We start from the raw sequence: 24341 nt of genomic DNA on the forward strand, positions 1-24341 counted from the left end.
TTGCCTGCGACAAAACATCAAATATCCAGGGTAGTGCTTCAATCGCCCCCGGGTTGGGCGGCTTGGAGCGATGGCGCCTTGCGGAGGGTCGAGATGAACATCATAGACCGGGTTTTCGAAGCCGGGAGCAACGCTGCCCTTCGCGCGGAAATCCGCAAAGCGACGCGCGCCCCGGAGCCCGACATCCTTCCGCCGCTTGTCGACCGCGCGCGCCTCGATCTCGAAACCGCAGCGAAGGTTGCGGCCCTCGCGCGCCGCCTCGTGACCGAACTTCGCGCGGAGAAGCAGGACGGCTTCGGCGTCGAGGCGCTGATGCAGCAATTCGCGCTGTCGAGCCGCGAGGGCGTGGCGCTGATGTGCCTTGCCGAGTCGCTGCTCCGTATTCCCGACGCCCCGACGCGCGACCGTCTTATCCGCGACAAGCTCGCGAAAGGCGACTGGGGGGCGCATGCGGGCAAAAGTTCGTCGTTCTTCGTGAACGCCTCGGCTTGGGGGTTGTTCGTCACCGGGCGGCTGGTCTCCGCGCATGAGGCGCAAGGCTTCGGCGCGGCGCTCACACGGGCGCTGGCGAAGGGCGGCGAACCTGTCATCCGCAAGGCGCTGGATCTTGCGATGCGGCTTGTGGGCCGCCAGTTCGTCACCGGCGAGACGATCGAGGAAGCGCTCGACCACGCGGCGCCCTTCGAAGCCCAAGGCTTCCGCTATTCCTTCGACATGCTGGGCGAGGCGGCCATGACCGACGCCGACGCGCTCGCCTATCTCGCCTCCTACGACCATGCCATCCGAACCATCGGCGAGCGGCGGCACGGCCGGAGCGTCTACGAAGCGCCCGGCATTTCGGTGAAGCTCTCGGCGCTGCATCCGCGTTACACCTACGCGCAAACGGACCGCGTCTCGTCAGAGCTTTACCCTCGGCTCCTGCGACTTGCGGCGATGGCGGCGGAGCGCGACATCGGCTTCAACATCGACGCGGAAGAAGCCGACCGGCTTGAGCCGTCGCTCGACCTCATCGAACGGCTCGCCTTCGAACCTGTGCTTTCCGGCTGGCAAGGTCTCGGCTTCGTGGTGCAGGCGTATCAGAAGCGCGCCGCGCCGGTGATCGACTGGGTCGTCGACCTTGCGGAGCGCTCGGGCCGCCGCATCATGGTGCGGCTCGTGAAGGGCGCGTACTGGGATAGCGAGATCAAGCGCGCGCAGGTGGACGGGCTTTCGGGCTTCCCGGTCTTCACGCGCAAGCCTTATACCGACGTAAGTTATCTCGCCTGCGCGAAGCGGCTGTTGGCGGCGCGCGACCGCGTGTTCCCGCAATTCGCGACGCACAACGCGCATACGCTGTCGGCGATCTACCACCTCGCGGGGCCGGATTTCCGCGTCGGCGACTTTGAATTTCAATGTCTGCACGGCATGGGCGAGGCGCTTTACAGCCGCGTTGTCGGCGCCGACGCGCTCGGCCGCCCTTGCCGCATTTACGCGCCCGTCGGCACGCATGAAACGCTGCTCGCCTATCTCGTGCGGCGGCTGCTCGAAAACGGCGCGAACTCCTCATTCGTCCATCAGCTCGTAGACGAGACGGTGAGCGTCGACGAGTTGATCGCCGATCCCATGGAGGAATCCGCGCGGCTCGGCGGCGCTCCGCATCCCGAGATCGCCGCGCCCGCCGATCTGTTCGCGCCGCGCCGGAACTCGCGCGGGCTCGATTTTGCCGACGCCGGGGAGCGAAACGCCTTCGCGCATGCCGTCGAGACAAGCCGGGGGGAGTCGTTCAGCGCCGCGCCAACTCCGGCGAGCGACGCGAGAGAGGCAGGTGTGGCGCGCGCCATCATCAATCCGGCAAACCCCGCTGACATCGTGGGCCATGCCGCCGATTCCACCGCCGCCGACATTGAGGCCGCGCTCGCAAAAGCCAGCGATGCGGCATCGCGCTGGGCCGAAACACCCGCCGCAGACCGCGCGGCATTGCTGGAACGCGCCGCCGACCTGATCGAAGACGCGCGCCCACGCCTCGGCGCGCTCCTCGTCCGAGAGGCGGGCCGCACGATGCCGAACGCCGTCTCGGAAATCCGCGAGGCGGTGGATTTCTGCCGCTATTACGCCGCCGAAGCCCGAAGCCTCGCCACCGCCGCGCCGCTCGGTCCTGTGGCCTGCATCAGCCCGTGGAATTTCCCGCTCGCCATCTTCACCGGCCAGATCGCGGCGGCACTTGCGGTTGGCAACACCGTGCTGGCCAAGCCCGCCGAACAGACGCCGCTCGTCGCCGCCGAAGCGGTGCGCATCCTCCACGAAGCGGGCATCCCGCAAGATGTGCTGCATTTTCTCCCCGGCGCGGGCGATGTCGGCGCGGCACTGGTGGCAGACGAGCGTGTGAAGGGCGTCGTCTTCACCGGCTCGACCGCCGTCGCGAAATCCATCGAGCGCGCGCTTGCCGAGCGGGGGCCGGTGCCGCTCATCGCCGAGACGGGCGGCCAGAACGCCATGATCGTCGACTCGTCGGCGCTGCCCGAACAGGTGGTGGCGGACGTGCTCGCCTCCGCCTTCGACTCGGCGGGACAGCGCTGCTCCGCGCTTCGCGTGCTGTGCCTTCAGGACGACATCGCCGACGACATGCTTGCAATGCTGCAAGGCGCGATGGCCGAGCTTCGCGTGGGCGATCCGGTGCGGATCGAAACGGACGTTGGCCCGGTGATCGACGCCGAGGCGCGCGACGCGCTTGCGGATTACATCGAAATGAGGCGTGAAAGTATGCTCTACCAGACGCCGCTTCCCGAGACGGCGAAGGGCATCTTCATCGCACCGACCCTCATCCGCATCGACCGCATCGCGGACCTCAAGCGCGAGGTGTTCGGCCCGGTGCTGCATGTGCTGCGCTTCCGCCGCGAGGATATGGCCGCGACGCTCGACGCCGTGAACGCGACCGGCTACGGCCTCACGCTCGGCATCCATTCGCGCATCGACGAGACGCAAAGCTCCATCGCGGCGCGCGCCCAAGCGGGCAATATCTATGTGAATCGCAACATGATCGGCGCGGTCGTCGGCTCGCAACCCTTCGGCGGCGAGGGTCTTTCGGGCACGGGGCCAAAGGCGGGCGGGCCGCTTTATCTCCGCAGGCTGATGCGAGTCGCGCCGCCGCTGCGGCATTCAGGACCGCGTGATGAAGCCCGGCTTGCGGCTTTCGACGATCTCGCGGACTGGGTGAGGCTCGGGGCGAGCGGTCTGCTTGGCTCGGGGGATCGGGAGGCGCTCGGAGCGTTCCTGCGCGCCTGTCGTCAGGACACGCCAATCGGGCGCGACCTTAACCTTCCCGGCCCCGTCGGCGAGGACAACCGGCTCCTTTTCCTACCGCGCGGGCGGGTGCTCGGTATGGCTGATGCCATTGCCGAACTCATCCAACAGTTCGGCGCGGCGCTCGTTACCGGCAACGATTTCATAGCGCTCGACGGCAATGCGGCGGATTCGCTTTTCGCCAAGCTTCCGTCTGCACTTGCGTCGCGATGGTCGATGGCGCGATCGATTCGCGGAGTGGGCATCGCGGCCGTGCTCGCCACCGAAGACCTTGCCGCGTATGCGGCGCGCGCGGCTTCGGAGCGCGAAGGGGAAATCGTGCCCGTGCTGGCCGGACCGCCCTACCTTCTCGCGATGCTCGTGCGCGAAAAGACCGTTTCGACCAACACAGCGGCGGCGGGCGGCAATGCGAGCCTGATGGCGCTCGGCAAATAACCCGTCGAATCTTACTAAAAGCGCGGCACCGGCACAGGCGGGAGCATTAAAGCCTCGGCATTACGCTTCGACGTTCCCCAGCAACGGAGTGTCCCATGAAGCCTCGCGCCCTTGCCCTGCTCGCCGCCGCGTTCGCGCTGACATCGGCGGGAACGGCGACCCCTTGCACGCGCATCCTGTTCACCGGCGAAGACAAGACCGTGCTCACGGGCCGCACGCTCGACTGGATGGAGGACATGTCGTCCGACCTGTGGGCGTTCCCGGCGGGCCTTGAGCGCGACGGCGCGGCGGGGGCGCGCTCGCTGAAATGGACGTCGAAATATGGCAGCGTCGTCACCTCGAGCTACAATGCGGGCAGCGGCGACGGGTTGAACGAGAAGGGCCTCGTCGCGAATTTGCTCTATCTCGCGGAGTCGGATTACGGCACGCCGGACGGGCAGAAGCCGCTGCTTTCGAACGTCGCGTGGGCGCAATACGCGCTCGATAATTTCGCCACCGTCGCCGAAGCCGTCGAGGCGCTTCGCAAGGAGCCGTTCACCCTTCTCGCGCCGACCTTCCCGAACGGCTCGGAATCCGCGCTGCATCTGTCGCTCTCCGATGCCTCGGGCGATTCCGCGATCTTCGAATACATCGGCGGCAAGCTGCACATCCACCACGGCAGGCAATACACCGTGATGACGAACTCGCCGACATACGACAAGCAACTCGCGATCAACGGCTATTGGGTAGATGTCGGCGGCTACTCATTCCTGCCGGGCACGAGCCGCGCGGCCGACCGTTTCGCGCGCGCGTCCTTCTTCCTGAACGGCCTGCCGAAGAAGGTCGACCCGAATTATATCAAGAGCGTGCCCGACCACAGCTTCGACAATCAGGCGGCCGCCAGCGTGTTGAGCACGGTGCGCAGCGTCAGCGTGCCGCTCGGCCTCGCGCCCGAGAAGGACAAGCCGAACATCGCCTCCACGATCTGGCGCACCGTATCGGACCAGAAAGACCGCGTTTATTTCTTCGATTCCGCCACTCGCCCGAACACGTTCTGGGTTTCGGTCGACAAGCTCGATTTGAAGCGCGGTGCGCCCGTGAAGAAGCTCGCGCTGGCGAACGGCGAGGTTTATGCGGGCGAGACGGCGGACAAGTTCAAGGACGCCGCGCCGTTCAAGTTCCTGGAAGCGACGGCCACGGCCCGCGCCGATGCCGGCGAGAAGCGCGCCGATACAGCGAAGCGGCGTGAAGAACGCCGCGACGAACGCGCCGTTGAACGCGTGCGGTAGACAAGGCGAAGCGAGCGGATCGGCCGCTCGCTTCACGGATCAATCGTCCTTCGCGAACGTGTGCCAAACGCCGTCCGGGCTGATCTCGACGCGATACCAGCCGTATTTTCCGGCGGCCGCCATTTCCTTCAAGCGCGCGGGCGAAAGGAAGCGGTAGATCTCCACCTCCTGACTCGGCGTCAGCTTGTCGAGCGGAAGCGCGGCGTGATAGGGCCACACGATCATCTCGTTCTTCGTGCCCTGGTTTTTGATCGCGTAACCGGTGGTAAGAAGACTGTAGAGCACGGCGAGCATTTCGCGGCCGTTGCCGTCGGCCGAAGCTCCTTTCAGATACGCGATCCGGTCGGGCGTGCGCTCCTTCGCGAAAATGGGGGGAAGCTCGTTCATGTCGATGGGGAGCCGCAGCGCCTCGATCTCTCCGCTCGTCGCGGCCCGAAGGATGGCCTGCCGCATGCGCTGAACCGGCTCGGGCAGCTTCGTCGCGTCGCGCCCGAGCTGTACCTCGGCCGGTTGGGCGGGCTTCGGCGCGGCCGGCTCGTTCGCGGCCTGCGAAAGCGCGGGCAGAGCGGCAAATGGCATCAGAACGAGGGCGAGCGCCGCCGCGAATATCCTTGAACGCGGGCGCAAGCGGCCACTCATCCTAAAGAAATTTGTTTTCGGCGATACCTTCACGTTCGTCTCCTGTTGCATGACGTCCCCGTTTCGCGGCATGCATGTGTGCTTGCGGGCGCGGCGAATCCGGTCGTGACCTCGCGGGCGTTTTTGGGCGCGAGGATGGCGAAAGCGCTCCTTCTCGTGACACGGGACTTAACGAGAGCTAGAAGCGGGCCTATGTGGGCAGAGTCGATCATCGATCCGACGCGATTTGCCATCATCGGCCTGGTCATCGGTGTGCTGATCGCGGCTCCCGTGGGGCCGGTGAACATCGTCTGCATCCAGCGAACGCTTGAGCGCGGCTTCTGGGGCGGTTTCGCGGCCGGGCTTGGAGCGGTGCTCGCGGACGGGCTCATCGCATCGGCGGCGGCCTATGGCGCGACGGCAATCTCCGGCTTCATGCGCTCGCACCAACTCAAGATCGAGCTTGTCGGCGGCATCATTCTGATCGCCTTCGGCTTCAGCATCTACCGCGCGCAGCCGAAGATCGTGGCCACCGCGTCGACCAATATCGCGCGCCTCCGGCGGCTGTCGAACACGATCCCGCCCTTCCTCCGGCCAGCCATGCGCTACCGCATCTGGCGGATCGTGCCGCATCTCAACATTGTGCCGCAGACGTTCTTCCTCACCATCACCAACCCCGGCGCAATCCTCGGCCTGTTCGCACTTTTCGGCGGGGCGACATCGATCATGGGCGGCATCGACAGCTGGGTTCAGGCGGTGACGGCCGTCACCGCGATCATGACCGGGAGCCTGTTGTGGTGGGTGGGCCTGTCGAGGCTCATCAGCCGCGTTCGCCACAAGCTGACCGAGAGCCGTTTGAAGCGCATCAATCAGGCGTCGGGCGTGGTGCTCGTCATATTCGGGATGGCGCTGTTCGCGCAGTTCGCCTACGGCCTCGCGGGGCATCGTTTCGGCGAATCCGAGGCCGGCGCGGCGACTCCCGTGACGGCGTTGTCGATCCTGCGATAGGTCGCGACGCGAGAGCGTGTCGCGGCCGGGGACAATCTCGGAAAAAGATCCGCAAATGTCTCGAATCAGGTTCTAGATTGGAAGACGTTAACTTGACGGGTGGTTCGTCATCCGCCGGTTGCAGACAGCTCTTGCATACGCGGGCGCGGATCGCCTAAAAAAGTTAATGATGCCACTTCAGATGTCAGATCAGGCGCGTCTTGCAGCCCTCGCCGTCAACAGGGCGGGCCGCTCGGCGCTCAGGTTCGCGCTGACATCTTCGCTTTCGCGCTGGATGTCGGGCGTTCCCGCCGCCTACCACCTCCTCATCCTGCCGCATGACCTGCGCACCGGCGACCCGAGTTTTGCGGTCGAACTATACGACGGGTATTTCGGGCTCGCCGGGGCGACCGCTCCCATCGGCTCGGAATCGCCGTTCCGGGTCATTCCGCCGACGGTTCCCTGGCAAAAGGAGCTTTACGGGTTCGGCTGGCTCCGCCACCTGCATGCCGCCGAGGACCAGATCGCCCGCGAGAAGGCGCGCAAGCTCACGCTCGACTGGATCGCCTTCGCAGGCAGCGCGCCGCCGCTCGGTCACGACCGGGAAATCACCGCGCGGCGTGTTATCGCGCTGCTCTCCCACGCGGCTTTCCTGCTCGACGGCGCGGAGCCGGACTTCTACGACGCCGTGATGCGCGTGCTGTCGCGCGACCTGCACGAACTCACCGTCATCTATGGCGACGGGTCGGGCGTGCCCAAGCTCAGGGCGCTGACCGCCATTCTGCTGGCCGGCCTTTGCATCGCCGAGCACGAAACCTACCTGACATCCTATCTGCCCGCGTTCTCGGCGGAACTCGACCGGCAGATCCTTGAAGACGGCGGCCACATCACCCGCGACCCGGGCGAACTCATCGAACTGCTGCTCGAACTTTTGCCGCTGAAGCAATGCTTCGTCGCGCGTCAGCTCGACCCGCCTGAAAAGCTCTTCTCGGCGTTGAAGCGCATGCAGGCCATGGTGCGCTTCCTGCGTCTCGGCGATGGAAGCCTCGCACGGTTCAACGGCATGGGGCCGACCTACCTCGACCAGGTCTCGGCCGTTCTCGCCTATGACGATCTCGGCGCCACCTTCCCCGACCTCCACGCGCCGAATTCGAACTATGCCCGGCTTGCAGCGGGCCAGGTCGTCGTCATCGCGGACGCCGGCGCGCCACCGCCGCTGCATCTCTCGGCGCGGGCGCATGCCGGTTGCGGCGCGTTTGAAATGAGCGTCGGGACAGAGCCGCTGATCGCCAATTGCGGCGCGCCTCAGGACGAGACGGGCGACTGGTACGTCGTTTCGAGGTCGACGGCGGCGCATTCGACGTTGAGCATCGACGATCTCTCGTCATCGCGACTCATCAAGGCTCAGGAAAGCTCCGCCGGGCGGGAGCTGTTCTGGCTTTCCGGCCCTCGCGCCGTCCATCACGAGATCATCGAGAACGAAGCCTCCATCGGCGTGCGCATCGGCCACGACGGCTATCGCGAGCGCTTCGGCATGAACCACCGCAGGCAGATTGCGCTTCACAAATCCGGCAATGAATTCGCGGGGCATGACCAACTCTTGCCTGTCAACCAGACGGCCACGGAGGCCAATGCGCGTTTCTCGATCCGCTTTCATCTGCATCCGCGCGTCGCGGCGCAGCTTTCGCGCAATACGAACGCGGTCACGCTCACCTTGCCCTCGGGCGCGACGTGGCGCATGGTAGCGGAAGGCGCGGACCTGAACATCGAGGAGAGCATTTTCTTCGCGGATCCCATCTGCCTGAGACGCTCTCTCCAGATTGTCCTCAAGGGACCGTGCTCGGCGGCAACGTCCGTCCACTGGAAATTCGAGAAGGTGGCGGTGCAGCAGAAGCCCGTGATTCAGGGCGCCCGCCGACTCGTCTGATCTTGATCTTCTTTCACAGCCTCACACTTACGAGCCATGTCCGCACAATCCACCAATCCGCAGGTTTTTCCGGTGCGCCGCGCACTGATTTCCGTTTCCGACAAGTCGAAGCTTGCGGAATTTGCCAAGAAGCTCGACGCACTCGGCATCGAGATCGTCTCCACGGGCGGCACCGCCGCCTTCCTGCGCGACAATGGGATCGCCGTTGTGTCGGTGTCCGATGTGACGAAGTTTCCCGAGATCCTCGAAGGCCGCGTGAAGACGCTGCATCCCGCCATCCACGGCGGCATCCTCGCCAATCTCGAACAGTCGAGCGCGCGCGAGGCGCTGGCGCAGCATAACATCGCGCCCATCGGCCTTGTGGTCATCAATCTTTACCCGTTCGAAGAGACGCTGAAGAAGCACGCGGCCGACTTCGACACCATGATCGAGAACATCGACGTCGGCGGCCCCGCCATGCTGCGCGCGGCGGCCAAGAACCATAATTGCGTGACGGTCGTCACCGATCCGGCCGATTACGAGGCGGTTGCCGCCGAACTCGCGGGCGAGGGGCGCGCGACGGGCGACGCGACGCGACGCCGCCTCGCGGCCAAGGCATTCGCGCGCACCGCCGCCTACGACACAGCGATTGCCACGTGGTTCGCGGGGCAGACGGGCGCGGCGCCGTCGTCCTGCACCATCACCGGCACGCTGAAGCAGAGCCTGCGCTATGGCGAGAACCCGCACCAGAAGGCCGCGCTCTACGAATCGGCCGAGCGAAGCGGGCCGGGCATCGTCGGTGCGGAACAGGTGCAGGGCAAGGAACTCTCCTACAACAACCTCACCGACGCCGACGCGGCCTTCGAGCTGATTTCCGAGTTTCCCGGCAACGAGCCAGCGGTGGCAATCGTGAAGCACGCCAACCCGTGCGGCGTGGCGCTGGGTTCGTCGCTTGTCGAAGCCTATCGCAAGGCGCTCGCCTGCGATCCTGTGAGCGCATTCGGCGGCATCGTCGCCCTGAACGGGCGCCTCGAAGAGGAGGCGGCCCGTGAAATCCTCAAGATCTTTACCGAAGTCGTGATCGTGCCCGAAGCGTCCGATGCGGCGCGAGCGGCGTTCGCGGCAAAGCCGAACGTGCGGCTTCTGGTGACGGGCGGGCTGCTGCCGGTCGCGCGGCAACCCTATTTCCGCTCCGTCGCGGGCGGATTTCTCGTGCAGGATGCGGATGTCGGCGGCTTCGAAGGCAAGACGCTGCGCACGGTCACGAAGCGCGAGCCGAACGATGCGGAGCGCGCCAACATGGTCTTCGCCATGCGTGTCACGAAGCATGTGAAATCGAACGCCATCGTGTTCGCGAAAGACGGCGCGACGCTGGGCATCGGCGCGGGCCAGATGAGCCGCGTGGACAGCGTGCGCCTCGCCGTGTGGAAGGCTCGCGAGGCGGCAGAGCACGCCGGGAAAAACCCGGACGAGGCGCTGAAGGATACGGCTGTCGCGTCGGACGCGTTCTTCCCGTTCGCGGATGGCCTCATCGCCGCAGCCGACGCGGGCGCCACCTCGATCATCCAGCCGGGCGGCTCGATGCGCGACGAGGAAGTGATCCGTGCGGCCGATGAACGCGGCCTCGCCATGGTGTTCACGGGCGTGCGACACTTCCGGCATTGATTGCAACGGCGTGTGGCGGTTGTCGGTCGCCGGAAAGCGGCTTGGAGATTGCGCCTCGGATCGGCTTCTTCTGCTTCTCTAGCCAGGCTCCTGTTCCCCAGGGGCCTGCCTTCCGTTAAACCCTGCGGCGTGATTTCCCTCGACATTTCCTGACATCGCGCCTATTCGTGTCGCCCTCGCAGCATAAGCAGGCTTGATCGATGATAGAGGCCGAAACGCCAGCCGTCTGGTCGCCCGAAGTGGCCGAAGCCCTGCCTCGGGATCTCTGCACCGATTGCGGCGTTTCGCGCTCCTCCGATCCGCGCCGTTGCGGTCGCGCCTGCCAGTTCATCAAGCCGGATTATCCGAAAATGGAAGCGCGTGTGCATGGCCGCGCGCGCAATCCGCACCGCGAGGACGAGCGATTCTTCGGCCCTTACAAGCGCATGGCTCGCGCCGCGATGAAGCGCCCGCGCGAGGGTGCGCAATGGACCGGCATCACCACGCGCATCGGCGAACGCCTTCTCGAAACAGGCGCGGTCGACGCCGTGCTGACGATGGTCGCGGACGACGCCGACCGCTGGCGTCCGAAGCCCGCCCTGATCACGCGCGCCGCCGACATGGCGAAGGCGCGCGGCATGCGGATGGGATACGCGCCGCTGCTCGCGCTGCTGGAACCGGCGCGCGAGGCGGGCCACAAGCGCATCGCGGTCATCGGCGTGCCATGCCAGATCTTCGCGTTGCGCGGGATCGAACACGACCTCGGCTTCGATCGCGTGTATGCCATCGGCACGCCCTGCTCGGACAACACGACGACCGAGAATTTTCATACGTTCCTGAACCTGCTGTCGGATAAGCCGGAGACAATTACCTATCTGGAATTCCGGGCGGATTATCATGTCGAATTGCGCTTTGAGAACGGCAAGGTGAAGGAAATTCCGTTCCTCCTGCTGCCCATCTCGAAGCTCCCCGCCGATTTCTTCCCGCTGACTTGCCGCACCTGCGTCGATTACACGAATTCGCTTTCCGACATCACGGTCGGATACATGGCCGGACAGGGCCAGCAATGGCTGATCGTGCGCAACGAGACGGGCGAGGAACTGCTGCGGCTGCTCGGCGACGAGGTTTCGCTCTCGCAGCCCGGCACGGCCGGAAAGCGAGACGGCCCGGTGAAGGGCTTTCTCAAGAACACCGAACTTGCTGCGGGCGGTCTTCCGATGCGCAGCATGCCGAACTGGGCGCGTCCGATCGCCGGATGGCTCATGCCAAAAGTCGGCCCGCGCGGCCTCGAATTCGCGCGCGCCCGCGTCGAGATGAAAGCGGTCGAGACTGTGCTTCATCTTCGCGCGAAGCTGCCAAGACGCATTCACAATATGGTACCGGAGCATGTCTGGACGCTTGTCGAGCGTTATGGACTGGCTCCAAGCTTAGACGAGAGAGTTTCGTCCAGGCGGCACGGGACCGGCGATCTCTAAAATTGATCGCTAGACTTATTGTCGCAAATGACGTTTTCTTTCTCGAAAAGCTTTTACGGTCGTGTAATCACTGAAATGTGATTTCACCGTCGCCAAAAACTGTCGGGTGGAGGGGAACGGTTTATGAGGAACGTAGAGCGAGTTTCTGGGTCTGCTTTTTTTTCGTCCGATCAGTTCTCCGGCGTCGCCCGCTCCACAAAACCGACAGCTTCCGATGCGCATGAACGCCAGAAACGTCTGGCGTCCGTAATCGCTCAAGAAATCATTCCCCGGCTCATCCAGATCCACCACGACGTGTTGAAGCCTTGCGCCTGCGAGCCGTTCGTGCCGACGCGGGCCGAAATCGAGGAGCTTGCGCTTCTCGTGCTCGGGCCCGACATCCAGGCCGCGCACACCTACATCCAGCGCGTGAAGCGGCGGGGCCTTTCAATCCATGTGCTCTTCACCGAACTCCTGGAACCGGCCGCCCATCATATCGGCCGCATGTGGGACGAAGACCGCTGCGACTTCCTCGATGTGACGCTCGGAGTCGCCCGCCTTCAGGAACTGCTCGCCGTTTTCAACGACACGCATAGCGTGCCCGCCATGGGCGACATGCGCCGCATCATCACGCTGACGGCTCCAGGCGAGCAGCATCGCTTCGGCCTCGCCGTCGTCGAGAAATTCATGCGCGCGGCGGGGTGGCATGTGCGCTCCGAGGCGGGGGCTTCGCTCGAAACCGTGATCAAGGCCGTCCACGCGGAATGGTTTGCAGTGGCGGGCATTTCGCTGAGTTGCGACTCGCGACTCGACGTCATTGATGACACCATCAAGGCGATCCGCCAGCACTCCTGCAATCCTTCGATTACCATCATGGTCGGCGGCACCGCGTTCAAGGAGTGCCCTCAGCACGCAAAAGCCGTAGGGGCGGACGGCGTGGCCGACAGCGCGGCAACTGCGGTGCTTCTCGCGCAGAAGCTGCTCGATCAGTCGCTGACGCGGCGCGCCTCCTCGGCCGCCTGACGCCGCGTTGCGGACAGCCACACGCGGCCCGGCTCGCGGTCGGCAGCAGCTTGTTAACCCTCGTTGTACGAAAAATTTACGGCACCCGTGCAGTATCAGGCGACGCTCGCGCAGGGATCACCGTTATGCGTTCACTTTGCCTTCTCGCCTTCGGCTGCCTCGTAGGATTGTTCGCCTACACATACGACCTGAAGATCAAGACGCGCGCGCTTGAAACCGATGCGCGCGAACTGATTACCGCGCTTCAGGACGAAAGCGACTTTCTCGCCCTCATGCGCGCCGAGGTGAGCTACCTCTCGCGCCCGGAACGCATCGAGGAGATGGCGAAGAAGACGCTGAAGCTCGAACCGATCTCCTCGCGGCAGCTCGTGCCGTGGAGCGCCGTCATCGCCGGACCCGGCGCAAGCGCAATCGTGCAGCCGTCTTCTTCCTTCGCCGTGCCCGCTCGCAAGGACGGCATCGCCGCGCTCATCGAGAATGTTTCGCTTCAGTCGGCGGTGACAGGAGCGCGTTAAGCCCATGATAACGCTGGCCTCGCTGTGTCGCAGGATCGGCGGCGCGCAAAGCGCCGAGCGAGCCGCGCAGAATGCGCGGCGCGCGCAGACGTTGCTGGCCGTGTTTTTCGCGGGGGGCTTTCTCACCCTCTCGCTGCAAATCGCTCGCTACGGCACAGCGCCCGCCGAGATGCCTTCGCTCTCGTCGCAATCGGCGCCCGCCGAACTGGCGAAAAGCCGCCCGGACATCGTCGACCGCAACGGCAGGCTTCTCGCAACGGACATCCGCGTTTACTGGCTGGTGGCGAACCCGAGTCAGATCGTCAACCCTGACGAAGCCGCGGAAAAGATCGTCGCTCTTTTTCCCGATCTCGACCAGGGCTCGCTCGCGCGGAAATTTCGCGACAAGAACAGCCGCTTCGAATACGTCAAGCGCGGGCTGACGCCGAAGCAGGCCGAGGCCGCGCACGCGCTCGGAATACCGGCGCTCTCGCTCCTGCCGACCGTGCAGCGCGTCTATCCCGCCGGAAGCGTCGCGGCGCACATACTCGGCATCACGAATGTCGACAATGAGGGTCGGAGCGGCGTCGAATGGTATATCGACCAGAAGCTTGGCGCGCAGCTCACGCCGACATCGCTCGCGGAACGACCCATCGTGAAGCTCTCGCTCGATCTCGGCGTGCAGCATGCGCTGACGGACGAACTGTCGAAGGCCATGGAGCGCTACACTGCGCAGGCGGCCATGGGGATCGTGCTCGATGTGAAGAACGGCGAGGTGGTCGCATCGGCGTCGCTGCCCGACTTCGATCCGAACCGCCGCGAACAGGCCGCCGGGCAGAACCGGCAGAATCGCGTCGTGACCGACGTGTACGAACTCGGCTCGGTGTTCAAGTCTCTCACCATCGCAATGGCGCTCGATCAGGGCGTCGCGACCCGCTACGAGGTGTTCGACGCGACCCCTTTCAAGCTCGGGCGCTTCACCATGCGCGACCCGCACGCAAGCCGCCGGATGTACTCGGTGGAGGACATCTTCATCCACTCGTCGAACACGGGCTCTGCGCGCATCGCGCTGGCTGCGGGCGGAGAGAAGCAGCAGGCGTTTCTGAAATCGCTCGGCCTTTTCGAGAAGTTGGAGACGGAGGCGGGATCGTCTCCGACGCCGGTCATTCCGAAGGTGTGGCGGCCCGTGAACGTGGCGACGGTAGCCTATGGACATGGCATTGCGGTGCCGCCGCTGCTTTTTGCGTCGGCGATGGCTTCGCTCGTGAACGGCGGCGAGCGGGTGAAGCCCACGTTCCTGATCGCCGGGAGCGGCGCGAGCGATGAGCCGCAGCGGGTGATTTCGCCGGAAACGAGCGCGACGATGCGCGATCTCCTGCGCGCTGCGGTGGAACGGGGCACGGGGCGCAAGGCCGCGGTTCAAGGTCTGAGTGTGGGAGGGAAGACGGGAACGGCGCTCAAGGTGAAGGAGGGGCGCTATTCCTCGGACGTCATCAACAGTTTCGTGGCGGCGGTTCCGATCGATGCGCCCCGATATCTCGTCATGGTCACGATCGACGAGCCTCACGCCGAGGCGGGAACCAAGAGCAACGAAGCATCGCAGAATGCCGCTCCGACGGCCGGAGCCATCATCAAGCGCATCGCTCCCATGCTCGACATTCTGCCCACTCCCCTGTTTGACGAAGCGGCCGCGACCTCCTATGAACAGCCGGCGCCCTACGACGCGCGCCGCGCGCCATACCGGAAGAATCGTTATGAAACTGGCGGATCTGATCAGGGATATTCCGCTTACTCTCAGCCGCGACGGCCTCCCGCATACGGCGACGACCGAGGCGGCTCGCGCGCTGACGGCGGATACCGATATAGCGGCGACCCTCGAGATTTCTGGTCTTACGGCCGATAGCCGACAGGTCAGGCCGGGCATGCTGTTCGCAGCGCTTTCGGGCACAAAGGCGGATGGCATGGCCTATGCGAAGGCGGCGGAAGGGGCCGGTGCCGTGGCGGTGCTCGCGAGCGAGACGGCGAACGCCGACGGGCTTTCCGTGCCCGTGCTTCGCGCCGCCGAGCCGAGATGCGCGCTGGCGCTTCTGGCCGCGCGGTTCTACCGCGTCCAGCCCGACACCATCGCCGCCGTCACCGGCACCAACGGCAAGACGTCCGTCGCGGCGTTCCTGCGGCAGATATGGGCGACGGCGGGCCACGACGCGGCAAGCCTCGGCACCATCGGCATCGTCACCAATGCGGGCGACCGGCCGCTGTCGCATACGACGCCCGATCCCGTCGTGTTGCACAAGGCCTTGGCGGATCTCGCGAACGAGGGCGTGACGCATCTCGCGCTCGAAGCTTCGAGCCATGGGCTCGACCAGTACCGGCTGGACGGCGTGCGCTTTTCGGCGGGCGCGTTCACGAACATCACGCGCGACCATCTCGATTATCACCCCACGTTCGAAGATTATTTCAACGCGAAGATGCGCCTCTTCCGCGATCTCCTGCCCTCGGGCGCACCCGCAATCATCGACGCGGATGGCGATCATGCGGACGATGTCGTGGGCGCGGCGCGGGCGAGGAAGCTCGACGTGATGACCGTGGGCGAACGCGGCGCCGCGCTTTGCCTGAAGGGTGTCGAGCGCGACGGTTTTCGCCAGCGGCTTTCGATCATCTATCGCGGGCGCCTTTTCACCGTGCTGCTGCCGCTCGCTGGCGCATTTCAGGTGTCGAACGCGCTTGTGTCGGCGGGGCTCGCGCTCGGGCTCGGCAGTTCGCCGGGCGGCGTGTTCGAGGCGCTGGAAGCGCTTCGGGGCGCGAAAGGCAGGCTCGACTATGTCGGCGAGACAGTGGACTGCGCGCCCGTCTTCGTGGACTACGCCCACACGCCCGACGCGCTGGTGAAGGCGCTGGAAGCGCTGCGTCCTTACGTGACGGGGCGGCTGCATGTGGTGTTCGGCTGCGGCGGCGACCGCGACCGGGGCAAGCGCCCGGAGATGGGCCGCGCGGCGACCGCTTACGCCGACGTCGTTTACGTCACCGATGACAACCCACGCAGCGAAGACCCCGCCGCGATCCGCGCCGCGATCATGACCGCCGCACCGGGCGCGGCCGAAATCGACGGGCGCGCGGACGCTATCGCCACCGCCATCGGCGGCCTTGAGCGGGGCGATGTGTTGCTCGTCGCCGGCAAGGGCCACGAGACGGGGCAGATCGTCGGCACGAAAATCATTCCCTATTCCGATCACGAGGCGGTCGCCGCCGCGCTCGCGCATTCAGGCGAACGGAGAGCAAGCCATGGTTGAGATGGCTGAACCGCTGTGGACCGCCGCCGAGATCGCCCGCGCGCTCGGCATCGCGCCGCCAGCCTCCGATGTCGCCGTTTCGGGCGTCAGCATCGACAGCCGGACGGTCGAGCGCGGCGATCTGTTCGTCGCGATCAAGGGCGAGCGTTCGGACGGGCATCGGTTTATCACTGCCGCCTTCGACAACGGCGCGGCGGGCGCACTCGTCTCGCGCGACTACATGCCGCAAGTCCCGTTGGCGACCGATGAGCCGCTGTTCCGCGTGGACGCACCGTTCGCGGCGCTCGAAGAGCTGGGACGCGTCGCGCGCGCCCGCACGGATGCGCGCATCGCCGCCGTGACCGGCAGTGTCGGCAAGACGACCACGAAGGAAATGCTGCGCACGATGCTCGCCGAAACCGGGCCGACGCACGCCTCGGTAAAGTCCTACAACAACTTCATGGGCGTGCCACTGTCGCTCGCGCGCATGCCCGCGCACTCGCGCTTCGGCGTGTTCGAGATCGGCATGAACCACGCGGGCGAGATCGTGCCGCTTACGAGGCTCGTGCGTCCGCATGTTGCCATCATCACTTCTGTCGCGCCTGTTCATATCGAGTTCTTCGCCTCGGAAGCTGAGATCGCTCGCGCGAAGGCCGAAATCCTTGAAGGGTTGGAGCAAGGCGGGGCGGCTATCCTGCCCGCAGACAATCCGCATTTCGAAAGCCTCGCGGCGTTTGCCCGCGAAAAGAGTGCGCGCGTCGTGCCGTTCGGGCACAGCTCGAACGCCGAGGCGCGGCTCGTGAGCTTCGAGCGCACCGAGGAAGGGTCCGTGGTCACGGCCGACATTTTCGATCAGCGCGTCACCTTCGCGCTCGCCGCACCGGGGCGGCACCTCGCGCAGAACGCGCTCGCGGCGCTGGCGGGCGTGTCGCTTCTCGGCGGCGATGTCGAGGCCGCCGCCGCATCGCTCGCGCGCTTCGAAGCGCCGGAGGGGCGCGGCCGCAGCGCCACGTTCGAAACGCCGCAAGGCCCCGTGCTCGTCATCGACGAAAGCTATAACGCCAACCCGGCGTCGGTCCGCGCCGCGCTCGACGTGCTGGGCGAGATTTCGCCCTCGCGCTATGCGCGGCGCATCGCGGTCCTCGGCGATATGTTGGAGCTGGGCCACGACGCGCCACAATTTCACGCCCGCCTTGCGAGCGCCGTTGACTCCAACGCCATTGATCTCGTTTTCTGCGCCGGTCCTTTGATGGCGAACCTGCATGAAAGCCTGCCCGCCGAGAAGCGCGGCGGATGGGCCAGCGCCTCGGAGGATCTTCGCGGGGCGGTGCTCGATGCCGTGCGGGGGGGCGATGCCGTGATGATCAAGGGATCGCTCGGCAGCCGGATGGGACCGCTCGCGGAAGCGCTCAGGACGCGCTTCGCTTCCTCTCGGAGCGCCTGATCGCGAGATCGCTCGGTGCCCTGGATCGCCCCGCCCCGGATGCGCCGGAGCGGCAGAGCCGAGCGTAAAACAGAAACAGGACGGTTCGCCGCATCGGCGGGCGCGCTCCGAGGTTGGACATTTGCATGCTTTATCTGTTGGCCGAACTGAGCAACCAGGCGCCCGTCTTCAATCTGTTCCGGTACATCACCTTCCGGACGGCAGGGGCGGTCGTTACAGCAATGCTCATCGTGTTTCTGCTTGGGCCGTCGCTCATCAACTCGCTGCGTGTGCGGCAGGGCAAGGGCCAACCGATCCGCGAGGACGGTCCCAAGTCGCATTTCTCGAAGAAGGGCACGCCGACCATGGGCGGGCTGATGATCCTTCTCGGGCTGTGCGTGGCGACGCTCCTGTGGGCCAACCCGTATAATCCGTATGTGTGGATCGTGCTCGCCGTCACGCTGTCCTACGGCCTGATCGGCTTCTACGACGACTATCTCAAGGTCACGAAGCGCAATACGTCCGGATTTTCCGGGCGCTTTCGTCTGTTGCTCGAACTCCTGATCGCGGGCATCGCCACCTACGCGATCATGGTCGCTACGGCTCCGTCGATCTCGACGAGCCTCACCGTGCCGTTCTTGAAGGACGCGGTGTTTACGCTCGGACCCGTGCTGTTCGTGTGCCTCGGCGTGTTCGTGATCGCGGGCGCGGGCAACGCGGTGAACCTGACGGACGGTCTCGACGGCCTCGCCATCGTGCCGGTGATGATCGCGGCGGCCACCTTCGGGCTGATCGCCTATCTCGTCGGCAACCGCATCTTCTCCGAATATCTGCAAATCCATTTCGTGCCTGGCGCAGGCGAGCTTGCCGTCGTCTGCGGCGCGATGCTCGGCGCGGGACTGGGCTTCCTATGGTTCAACGCGCCGCCCGCCATGATCTTCATGGGGGACACCGGGTCGCTGGCGTTGGGCGGCCTCCTCGGCTCCGTCGCCGTCGCCGTGAAGCACGAGATCGTTCTCGCCATCGTGGGCGGGCTGTTCGTGCTCGAAACCGCGTCCGTGATCGTGCAGGTGCTGTCGTACAAGCTGACGGGCAAGCGGGTCTTTCGAATGGCGCCGCTGCATCACCATTTCGAGCAGAAGGGCTGGGCCGAACCCACCGTCGTCGTGCGTTTCTGGATCATCGCCGTGATTCTGGCCCTCGTCGGGCTGGCCACGCTGAAGCTGAGGTAACGCCCGTGATCGAAGCGCATGCGTTCAAGGGCCGGAAGGTCGCCGTCTTCGGCATGGGGATGTCGGGGCTGGCGGCTGCTCGTTCGTTGATCGCGGGCGGCGCGGAGACGATCGTCTGGGACGACGGCGAGAAAGGGCGCGATGCGGCGATTGCGGCCGGGCTTTTCTTGCGCGACCTGCACGAAATCGACTGGCGCGCGCTCGACAGCCTCGTTCTCGCGCCGGGCGTGCCGCTCACGCATCCCGAGCCGCATTGGACCGTGAGGCTCGCGCAGGCGAACGGCGTCGAGATCATCGGCGACACGGAGATCTTTTTCCGCGAGCGCAGGCGCGTCGGTGCGCGCTGCCCGGTCATCGCCATCACCGGCACCAACGGCAAATCCACAACGACGGCGCTTTCGAACCACCTGCTCAACGCGGCGGGCCGTTCGAGCGTCTGCGGCGGCAACATCGGCACGGCGGTGCTCGACCTGCCGCCGTTCGTCGACGGCCGGCATTACGTGCTCGAACTGTCGAGCTTCCAACTCGACCTGACGCCAAGCGCCGACCCGGACGCGGGCATCCTTCTCAACATCACGCCGGACCATATCGACCGCCACGGCAGCCTCGAAGGTTACGCCACCGTGAAGGAGAAGCTGTTCGCGAACATGGCGGGCGGACAGACGGCGGTCATCGGCGCGGACGACGCGCCGTGCGACGCCATCGCGGCGCGGACAGAGGCGCGCGGCGTGCGGACGCTACGCATCTCCTCGACGAAGCCCGTTGCGACCGGCATTTACGGCGAGGGCTCGGGCCTGTTCGAGGTGACGGACGGCGCGCTCAAGAACCGCGCCTCGCTTTCCGGTATCGGCTCACTTCGCGGCGCGCACAACGCGCAGAATGCCGCCGCGGCACTCGCCGCGGCGCGCAGCCTCGGCCTGCCGTGGTCAGCGCTCGTTGAGGGCTTGAAAAGCTTCCCCGGTCTCGCCCACCGCATGCAGGAAATCCGCCGCATCGGGCGTGTGCTGTTCGTGAACGACTCGAAGGCCACAAACGCCGACGCCGCCGAGCGCGCGCTTCTCTCCTTCACCAACATTTACTGGATCGCGGGCGGCAAGCCCAAGGAAGGCGGCATCGAACCGCTGGCGCCCTTCTTTTCGCGCATCAGGAAGGCGTATCTCATCGGCGTCGCGGCTGAGGACTTCGCAAAGACCATGGGCGGCCGCGTGCCGGTGTCGATGGCGGGCACGCTGGAGCGCGCGGTGGCCGAAGCCGCCGCCGACGCCGCGTCGCAAGCGTCCGGCGAGGATGCCGTGGTGCTGCTCTCGCCCGCCTGCGCATCCTACGACCAGTATCCCAACTTCGAAATTCGCGGCGATGCCTTCCGCAAGGCCGTCGCGGCCCTGTCAGCGCCGCCTGCCAAGGAAAATGCGGCATGAGCTTCAGCCGCGCGGAGCGCGCCGTCGTCACCGATTGGTGGATCACGGTCGATCGCACGCTCCTTGCGCTGATCCTCGTGCTCGCCGTCGCCGGTCTGGCGGCCTCCTTCGCCGCGAGCCCCTACATCGCGCAGAAGCTCAAGCTCGAACCGTTCTATTTCGTGAAGCGGCATGCGCTCGGCATGATGGCGGCGCTCGCGATCGTGTTCATCGTTTCGCTTGCAACTCCGCAACAGGTCAAGCGGCTGGCGCTGATCATGTTCGGCGTCGGCCTCGCGCTGATGGCGCTTGCGCTGCTGCAAGGCATGGAGCGCAACGGCGCCGTGCGCTGGCTCAACATCGGCGGCGTACTGCTTCAGCCGTCGGAGTTCGTGAAGCCGGGTTTCGTGGTGCTTTCGGCGTGGCTGTTCTCGGAAAGCATCAAGCGGCAGGACATGCCGGCGCTGGAACTGGCGGGTTTGATGCTGGTGGCTTTCGTTGCGCTGCTCGTGCTTCAGCCCGACATGGGACAGACGCTCATCGTTGCAGCGGTGTGGTGCGCGCTGTTCTTCCTGTCCGGCTATTCGCTCCGGTTCGCGCCGATCTTTCTTGCGCTCGCCGCCGGTGGCCTCCTCGCCGCCTATTTCACGATGCCGCACGTCATGTCGCGCATCAATCGCTTCGCGGGCGGTGGCACCGAGTCGCTTCAGACGGTGCTCGCGATGAACGCCTTCCGCGATGCGGGATGGCTTGGACACGGCTTTGGCGAAGGCTTCGCGAAGGGGAGGCTGCCCGACGCGCACAACGATTTCGTCTTCGCGGCCATAGCCGAAGAGATGGGCGTCGCCGCCTGCCTTTTTCTGGTCGCGATTTATGCCTTCATCGTCTGGAAAGCGCTGACAGCCGCGTTTCGTGAGCGCGACGCCTTCATCCGGCTGGCGGCGGTCGGTCTGGTAATGCTTTTCGGTTTGCAGGCGCTGGTGAACATGGCTGTCAACCTGAATCTCATTCCCGCGAAGGGCGTCACGCTACCCTTTATTTCCTATGGCCGCTCATCGCTCCTTGCGACGGCCGTTACATTGGGCATGATCGTTGCCCTGACGAGAAGATCGGTGTTCAAATACTCTGCCCAAGTGCTGCCCCCTTGGGTCTCACGGTGACATCCGGAAGGGAGACGCGTTCATGAGCCGCGGTTCGATCATGCTGGCGGCCGGTGGAACCGGCGGCCACCTTTTTCCTGCGCAGGCGCTCGGCGAGGAACTCGGCCGCCGGGGCTATGAGGTGGACCTCATCACGGATACACGTGGAACGGTCTACGGCGCGGAATTTCCTGCGCGCAAGGTTTACAAGGTCGCGGCTGCGACATTCAAAGGCCATTCGCCGATCGAGGCGACGAAGACGCTCGGCGTGCTCGGGCATGGCTTCCAGGCGTCCTATCGCATCATGGGCGAGGCGCAGCCGCGCGCGATTATCGGCTTCGGCGGCTATCCGACGCTTGCGCCCGTGCTCGCGGCCATGGGCCGGGGCATTCCGTCCGCCATCCACGAGCAGAATTCCGTGATGGGGCAGGCGAACCGCTTCCTTGCGCCGATGGTCAAGGCCATCGCCTGCTCGTTCGAGAACACAAAGTATCTCGAAGGCCGCATGCTGCAAAAGGCGCGCATGACCGGCTCGCCATTGCGCGGGTCGGTGCTCGCGTTGAAGGCCATCCCCTACCGCCCGCCGTCGAGCCAGGCGCAGCTCAATCTTCTGATCGTCGGGGGCAGCCAGGGCGCGCGCTATTTCTCGGACATTTTGCCGCAGGCGCTGCAATTGCTGCCGGATCAGATGCGCGACCGTCTCTTCGTAATGCAGCAATGCCGCGAGGAAGACATCGACCGCGTGTTCGACACATACGAAGGTTGCGGCATCGCCGCCGAACTTGCGACATTCTTTGAGGATCTTCCCAGCAAGATGTCGAATTCGCATCTCATCGTGGCACGCAGCGGCGCGACCACAGTGGCCGAGGTTTGCGCGCTGGGCAGGCCCGCCATCATGGTGCCGCTGCCCCACGCCAAGGATAACGATCAGCTCGAAAACGCGACGCGCATGGAAGCGGCGGGTGCGGGGTGGTGTTTCCCGCAGGCGACGCTTACGCCGGAGAACCTCGCCGCCACGGTTCGGCGCCTTTTCGAGGATCCGACGGGCCTCGTCCGGGCGGCGACCAGCGCGCATTCGCTGGCGAATTACAGAGCTGTGGAGAATCTCGCGGATCTGCTCGAAGAACTGGCGGAAAAGCATGAATTTACCGCCGGCGCGGCAGCGACCGCTTAATATCCGCACCGTATCATCGTGGGGTTGAACATATCGGGGATGGGCATCGACTGGCTTTTTCGGCATTTCCACTTGTGGTGGACAGTCTATCCGATGAAAACCGGGGTAATCGGATCGTTTTGCGACGCGCCGGGTTCCGGCCCGAGGGGAAGAAAGGACATAAGATGATCGATCCGCTTTCCGGCGGCCGGATTCATATCATCGGCATCGGCGGCATCGGCATGAGCGCCATCGCCGAGATCATGCAAGAACGCGGCATCCCGGTTCAGGGCAGCGATCAGAAAGAGGGCGCCAACACGCGGCGGATCGCGGCGCAGGGCATCAAGGTGCTTATCGGGCAGGACGCGGCCAACCTCGAAGGCGCTTCCGTCGTCTGCATTTCGTCCGCCGTCAAGGAAGGCAATCCCGAACTTCAGGCAGCCCGCGAGCGCGGGCTTCCGGTGTTCAGCCGCGCCGAGACCCTCGCCGCGCTGATGCAGGGCTATCGCACGATCTGCGTGACGGGCTCGCACGGCAAGACCACGACCACGTCCATGATCGGCTGGATCATGGAGACGGCCGGGCTCGATCCGACCGTGCTCGTCGGGGGCGTCCTCAGCTCCTGGGGCACGAACGCGCGCATCGGCGCAAGCCGCTGGATGGTGGTGGAGGCGGACGAATCCGACGCCACCTTCATCAAGCTGCCGACGGAAATCGGCGTGGCCACCAATATCGATCCGGAGCACCTCGACTATTACGGCTCCGTGGAGGCGCTGCATGAGGCGTTCCGCACCTTCCTCCGGCAAATTCCCAAGACCGGCGTCGCAGTGGCGGGCATCGATCACCCCGTGGTGCGCGCGCTGACGCAGGAACTCGCGGCATCGGGCGAACTGCCGCCGCTCACCTCCTTCGGCCGTGCGCTCGACGCGCGCGTGAAGATCGACAATATCGTGAGCCAAGGCCCCTCCGTGATGTTCGACGTGTGTATCGCGGGCGAACCCGGCGAGCCTCCGCTTCGGCATGCGGGCGTGCAACTTCGGGTGCCCGGCGTGCATAACGCGCTGAACGCGGCCGCCGCAATCGCGGCCTGCCTCCATGCGGGCCTATCCGCCGACCAGATTTTCGATGGTCTTTCATCGTTTGAGGGCGTGGACCGCCGTTTCTCGCCGCGCGGCGAATGGAACGGCGTCGCGATCTACGACGACTACGCCCACCACCCCGCCGAAATCGCCGCCGTCCTAAGCGCCGCGCGCGGGGCGGCGCGGGGTCGCGTCATCGCCGTGGTGCAGCCGCATCGCTATTCGCGGCTTCAGTCGCTCTTTGGCGAGTTCTGCGCCTGCTTCGCCGACGCCGATACCGTGGTCGTGACACCGGTCTATTCGGCGGGCGAGCAGCCGAACGGCATCGACCGCGATACGCTCGTCGACGGTCTGCGCCAGCAGGGTCACGCCCGCATCTATCCCGTCGATGGCGAGGACTCGCTCGTGTCGACGCTGGCAGCGGTCGCCCAGCCCGGCGATCTGGTGCTCACGCTCGGCGCCGGCACGATCTCGGAATGGGCGCGTGCGCTTCCCGAAAAGCTGCACCTTTACCCCGCCTTTGCTGGCGCGGCGGAGTAAG

General features: G+C 65.4%; 17 protein-coding genes. 16 read left to right on the forward strand and 1 reads right to left on the reverse strand.

Annotated elements, in window-relative coordinates; genetic code table 11:
• Positions 1–93: 93 nt before the first annotated feature.
• Both putA and KKP04_RS12645 read left to right on the forward strand, forming a co-directional pair.
• A complete protein-coding gene (putA, locus tag KKP04_RS12640) occupies positions 94–3714 on the forward strand; it encodes a bifunctional proline dehydrogenase/L-glutamate gamma-semialdehyde dehydrogenase PutA (RefSeq protein WP_215031883.1) in 3621 nt (1206 codons plus the stop codon).
• 95 nt (positions 3715–3809) lie between these two features.
• Positions 3810–4982, forward strand: coding sequence for a linear amide C-N hydrolase (locus tag KKP04_RS12645; protein WP_215031886.1), 1173 nt, complete (start codon positions 3810–3812; stop codon positions 4980–4982).
• Between the two features lie 39 nt (positions 4983–5021).
• Here the strand turns inward: KKP04_RS12645 and KKP04_RS12650 are convergent, their stop codons facing one another.
• Positions 5022–5609 carry a hypothetical protein gene (locus KKP04_RS12650; protein ID WP_215031888.1) on the reverse strand — a complete coding sequence of 196 codons (588 nt, stop codon included), beginning with the start codon at positions 5607–5609 and terminating at the stop codon, positions 5022–5024.
• Positions 5610–5813: 204 nt separating this feature from the next.
• On the opposite strand from KKP04_RS12650, the gene KKP04_RS12655 reads away from it, so the two are divergent.
• The 14 genes from KKP04_RS12655 (at position 5814) to murC (ending at position 24340) form a co-directional block, all read left to right on the forward strand.
• Positions 5814–6608 carry a LysE family translocator gene (locus KKP04_RS12655; RefSeq protein WP_215031891.1) on the forward strand — a complete coding sequence of 265 codons (795 nt, stop codon included), beginning with the start codon at positions 5814–5816 and terminating at the stop codon, positions 6606–6608.
• A 181-nt stretch (positions 6609–6789) separates the two neighbouring features.
• Positions 6790–8514, forward strand: a complete 1725-nt coding sequence (locus tag KKP04_RS12660; protein WP_215031894.1) for a heparinase II/III family protein — start codon at positions 6790–6792, stop codon at positions 8512–8514.
• A gap of 36 nt (positions 8515–8550) precedes the next feature.
• A complete protein-coding gene (gene purH, locus KKP04_RS12665; RefSeq protein ID WP_215031897.1) occupies positions 8551–10158 on the forward strand; it encodes a bifunctional phosphoribosylaminoimidazolecarboxamide formyltransferase/IMP cyclohydrolase in 1608 nt (535 codons plus the stop codon).
• A 200-nt stretch (positions 10159–10358) separates the two neighbouring features.
• Positions 10359–11612: a Coenzyme F420 hydrogenase/dehydrogenase, beta subunit C-terminal domain gene (locus tag KKP04_RS12670; RefSeq protein WP_215031900.1), complete on the forward strand. Its 1254-nt coding sequence runs from the start codon at positions 10359–10361 to the stop codon at positions 11610–11612.
• A 123-nt stretch (positions 11613–11735) separates the two neighbouring features.
• On the forward strand, positions 11736–12614 hold the full coding sequence (locus KKP04_RS12675) for a B12-binding domain-containing protein (protein ID WP_215031903.1): 879 nt from the start codon (positions 11736–11738) through the stop codon (positions 12612–12614).
• Between the two features lie 125 nt (positions 12615–12739).
• Positions 12740–13129, forward strand: coding sequence for a hypothetical protein (locus tag KKP04_RS12680; RefSeq protein WP_215031906.1), 390 nt, complete (start codon positions 12740–12742; stop codon positions 13127–13129).
• A 4-nt stretch (positions 13130–13133) separates the two neighbouring features.
• Entirely contained in the window at positions 13134–15011 is a 1878-nt protein-coding gene (locus KKP04_RS12685) for a penicillin-binding protein 2 (RefSeq protein WP_215031908.1), read from the forward strand.
• The gene (locus KKP04_RS12690; protein WP_371818797.1) at positions 14989–16398 is read left to right on the forward strand and encodes a UDP-N-acetylmuramoyl-L-alanyl-D-glutamate--2,6-diaminopimelate ligase; all 1410 of its coding nucleotides are present in this window, start codon (positions 14989–14991) and stop codon (positions 16396–16398) included. The genes KKP04_RS12685 and KKP04_RS12690 overlap by 23 nt, the downstream gene beginning before the upstream one ends.
• Position 16399: 1 nt before the next feature.
• The gene (locus KKP04_RS12695) at positions 16400–17821 is read left to right on the forward strand and encodes a UDP-N-acetylmuramoylalanyl-D-glutamyl-2,6-diaminopimelate--D-alanyl-D-alanine ligase (protein WP_215031956.1); all 1422 of its coding nucleotides are present in this window, start codon (positions 16400–16402) and stop codon (positions 17819–17821) included.
• A gap of 125 nt (positions 17822–17946) precedes the next feature.
• Positions 17947–19032, forward strand: a complete 1086-nt coding sequence (mraY, locus tag KKP04_RS12700; protein ID WP_215031911.1) for a phospho-N-acetylmuramoyl-pentapeptide-transferase — start codon at positions 17947–17949, stop codon at positions 19030–19032.
• A gap of 5 nt (positions 19033–19037) precedes the next feature.
• Entirely contained in the window at positions 19038–20450 is a 1413-nt protein-coding gene (gene murD / locus KKP04_RS12705; protein ID WP_215031914.1) for a UDP-N-acetylmuramoyl-L-alanine--D-glutamate ligase, read from the forward strand.
• A complete protein-coding gene (locus KKP04_RS12710; protein WP_215031917.1) occupies positions 20447–21589 on the forward strand; it encodes an FtsW/RodA/SpoVE family cell cycle protein in 1143 nt (380 codons plus the stop codon). The genes murD and KKP04_RS12710 overlap by 4 nt, the downstream gene beginning before the upstream one ends.
• Before the next feature lie 22 nt (positions 21590–21611).
• A complete protein-coding gene (gene murG, locus KKP04_RS12715) occupies positions 21612–22742 on the forward strand; it encodes an undecaprenyldiphospho-muramoylpentapeptide beta-N-acetylglucosaminyltransferase (protein WP_215031920.1) in 1131 nt (376 codons plus the stop codon).
• A 164-nt stretch (positions 22743–22906) separates the two neighbouring features.
• Complete coding sequence (gene murC, locus KKP04_RS12720) at positions 22907–24340, forward strand: UDP-N-acetylmuramate--L-alanine ligase (RefSeq protein ID WP_215031923.1); 1434 nt, start codon at positions 22907–22909, stop codon at positions 24338–24340.
• Position 24341: the final 1 nt, after the last annotated feature.

The organism is Rhodomicrobium sp. Az07, from assembly GCF_018619475.1.
Lineage (GTDB): Bacteria > Pseudomonadota > Alphaproteobacteria > Rhizobiales > Rhodomicrobiaceae > Rhodomicrobium.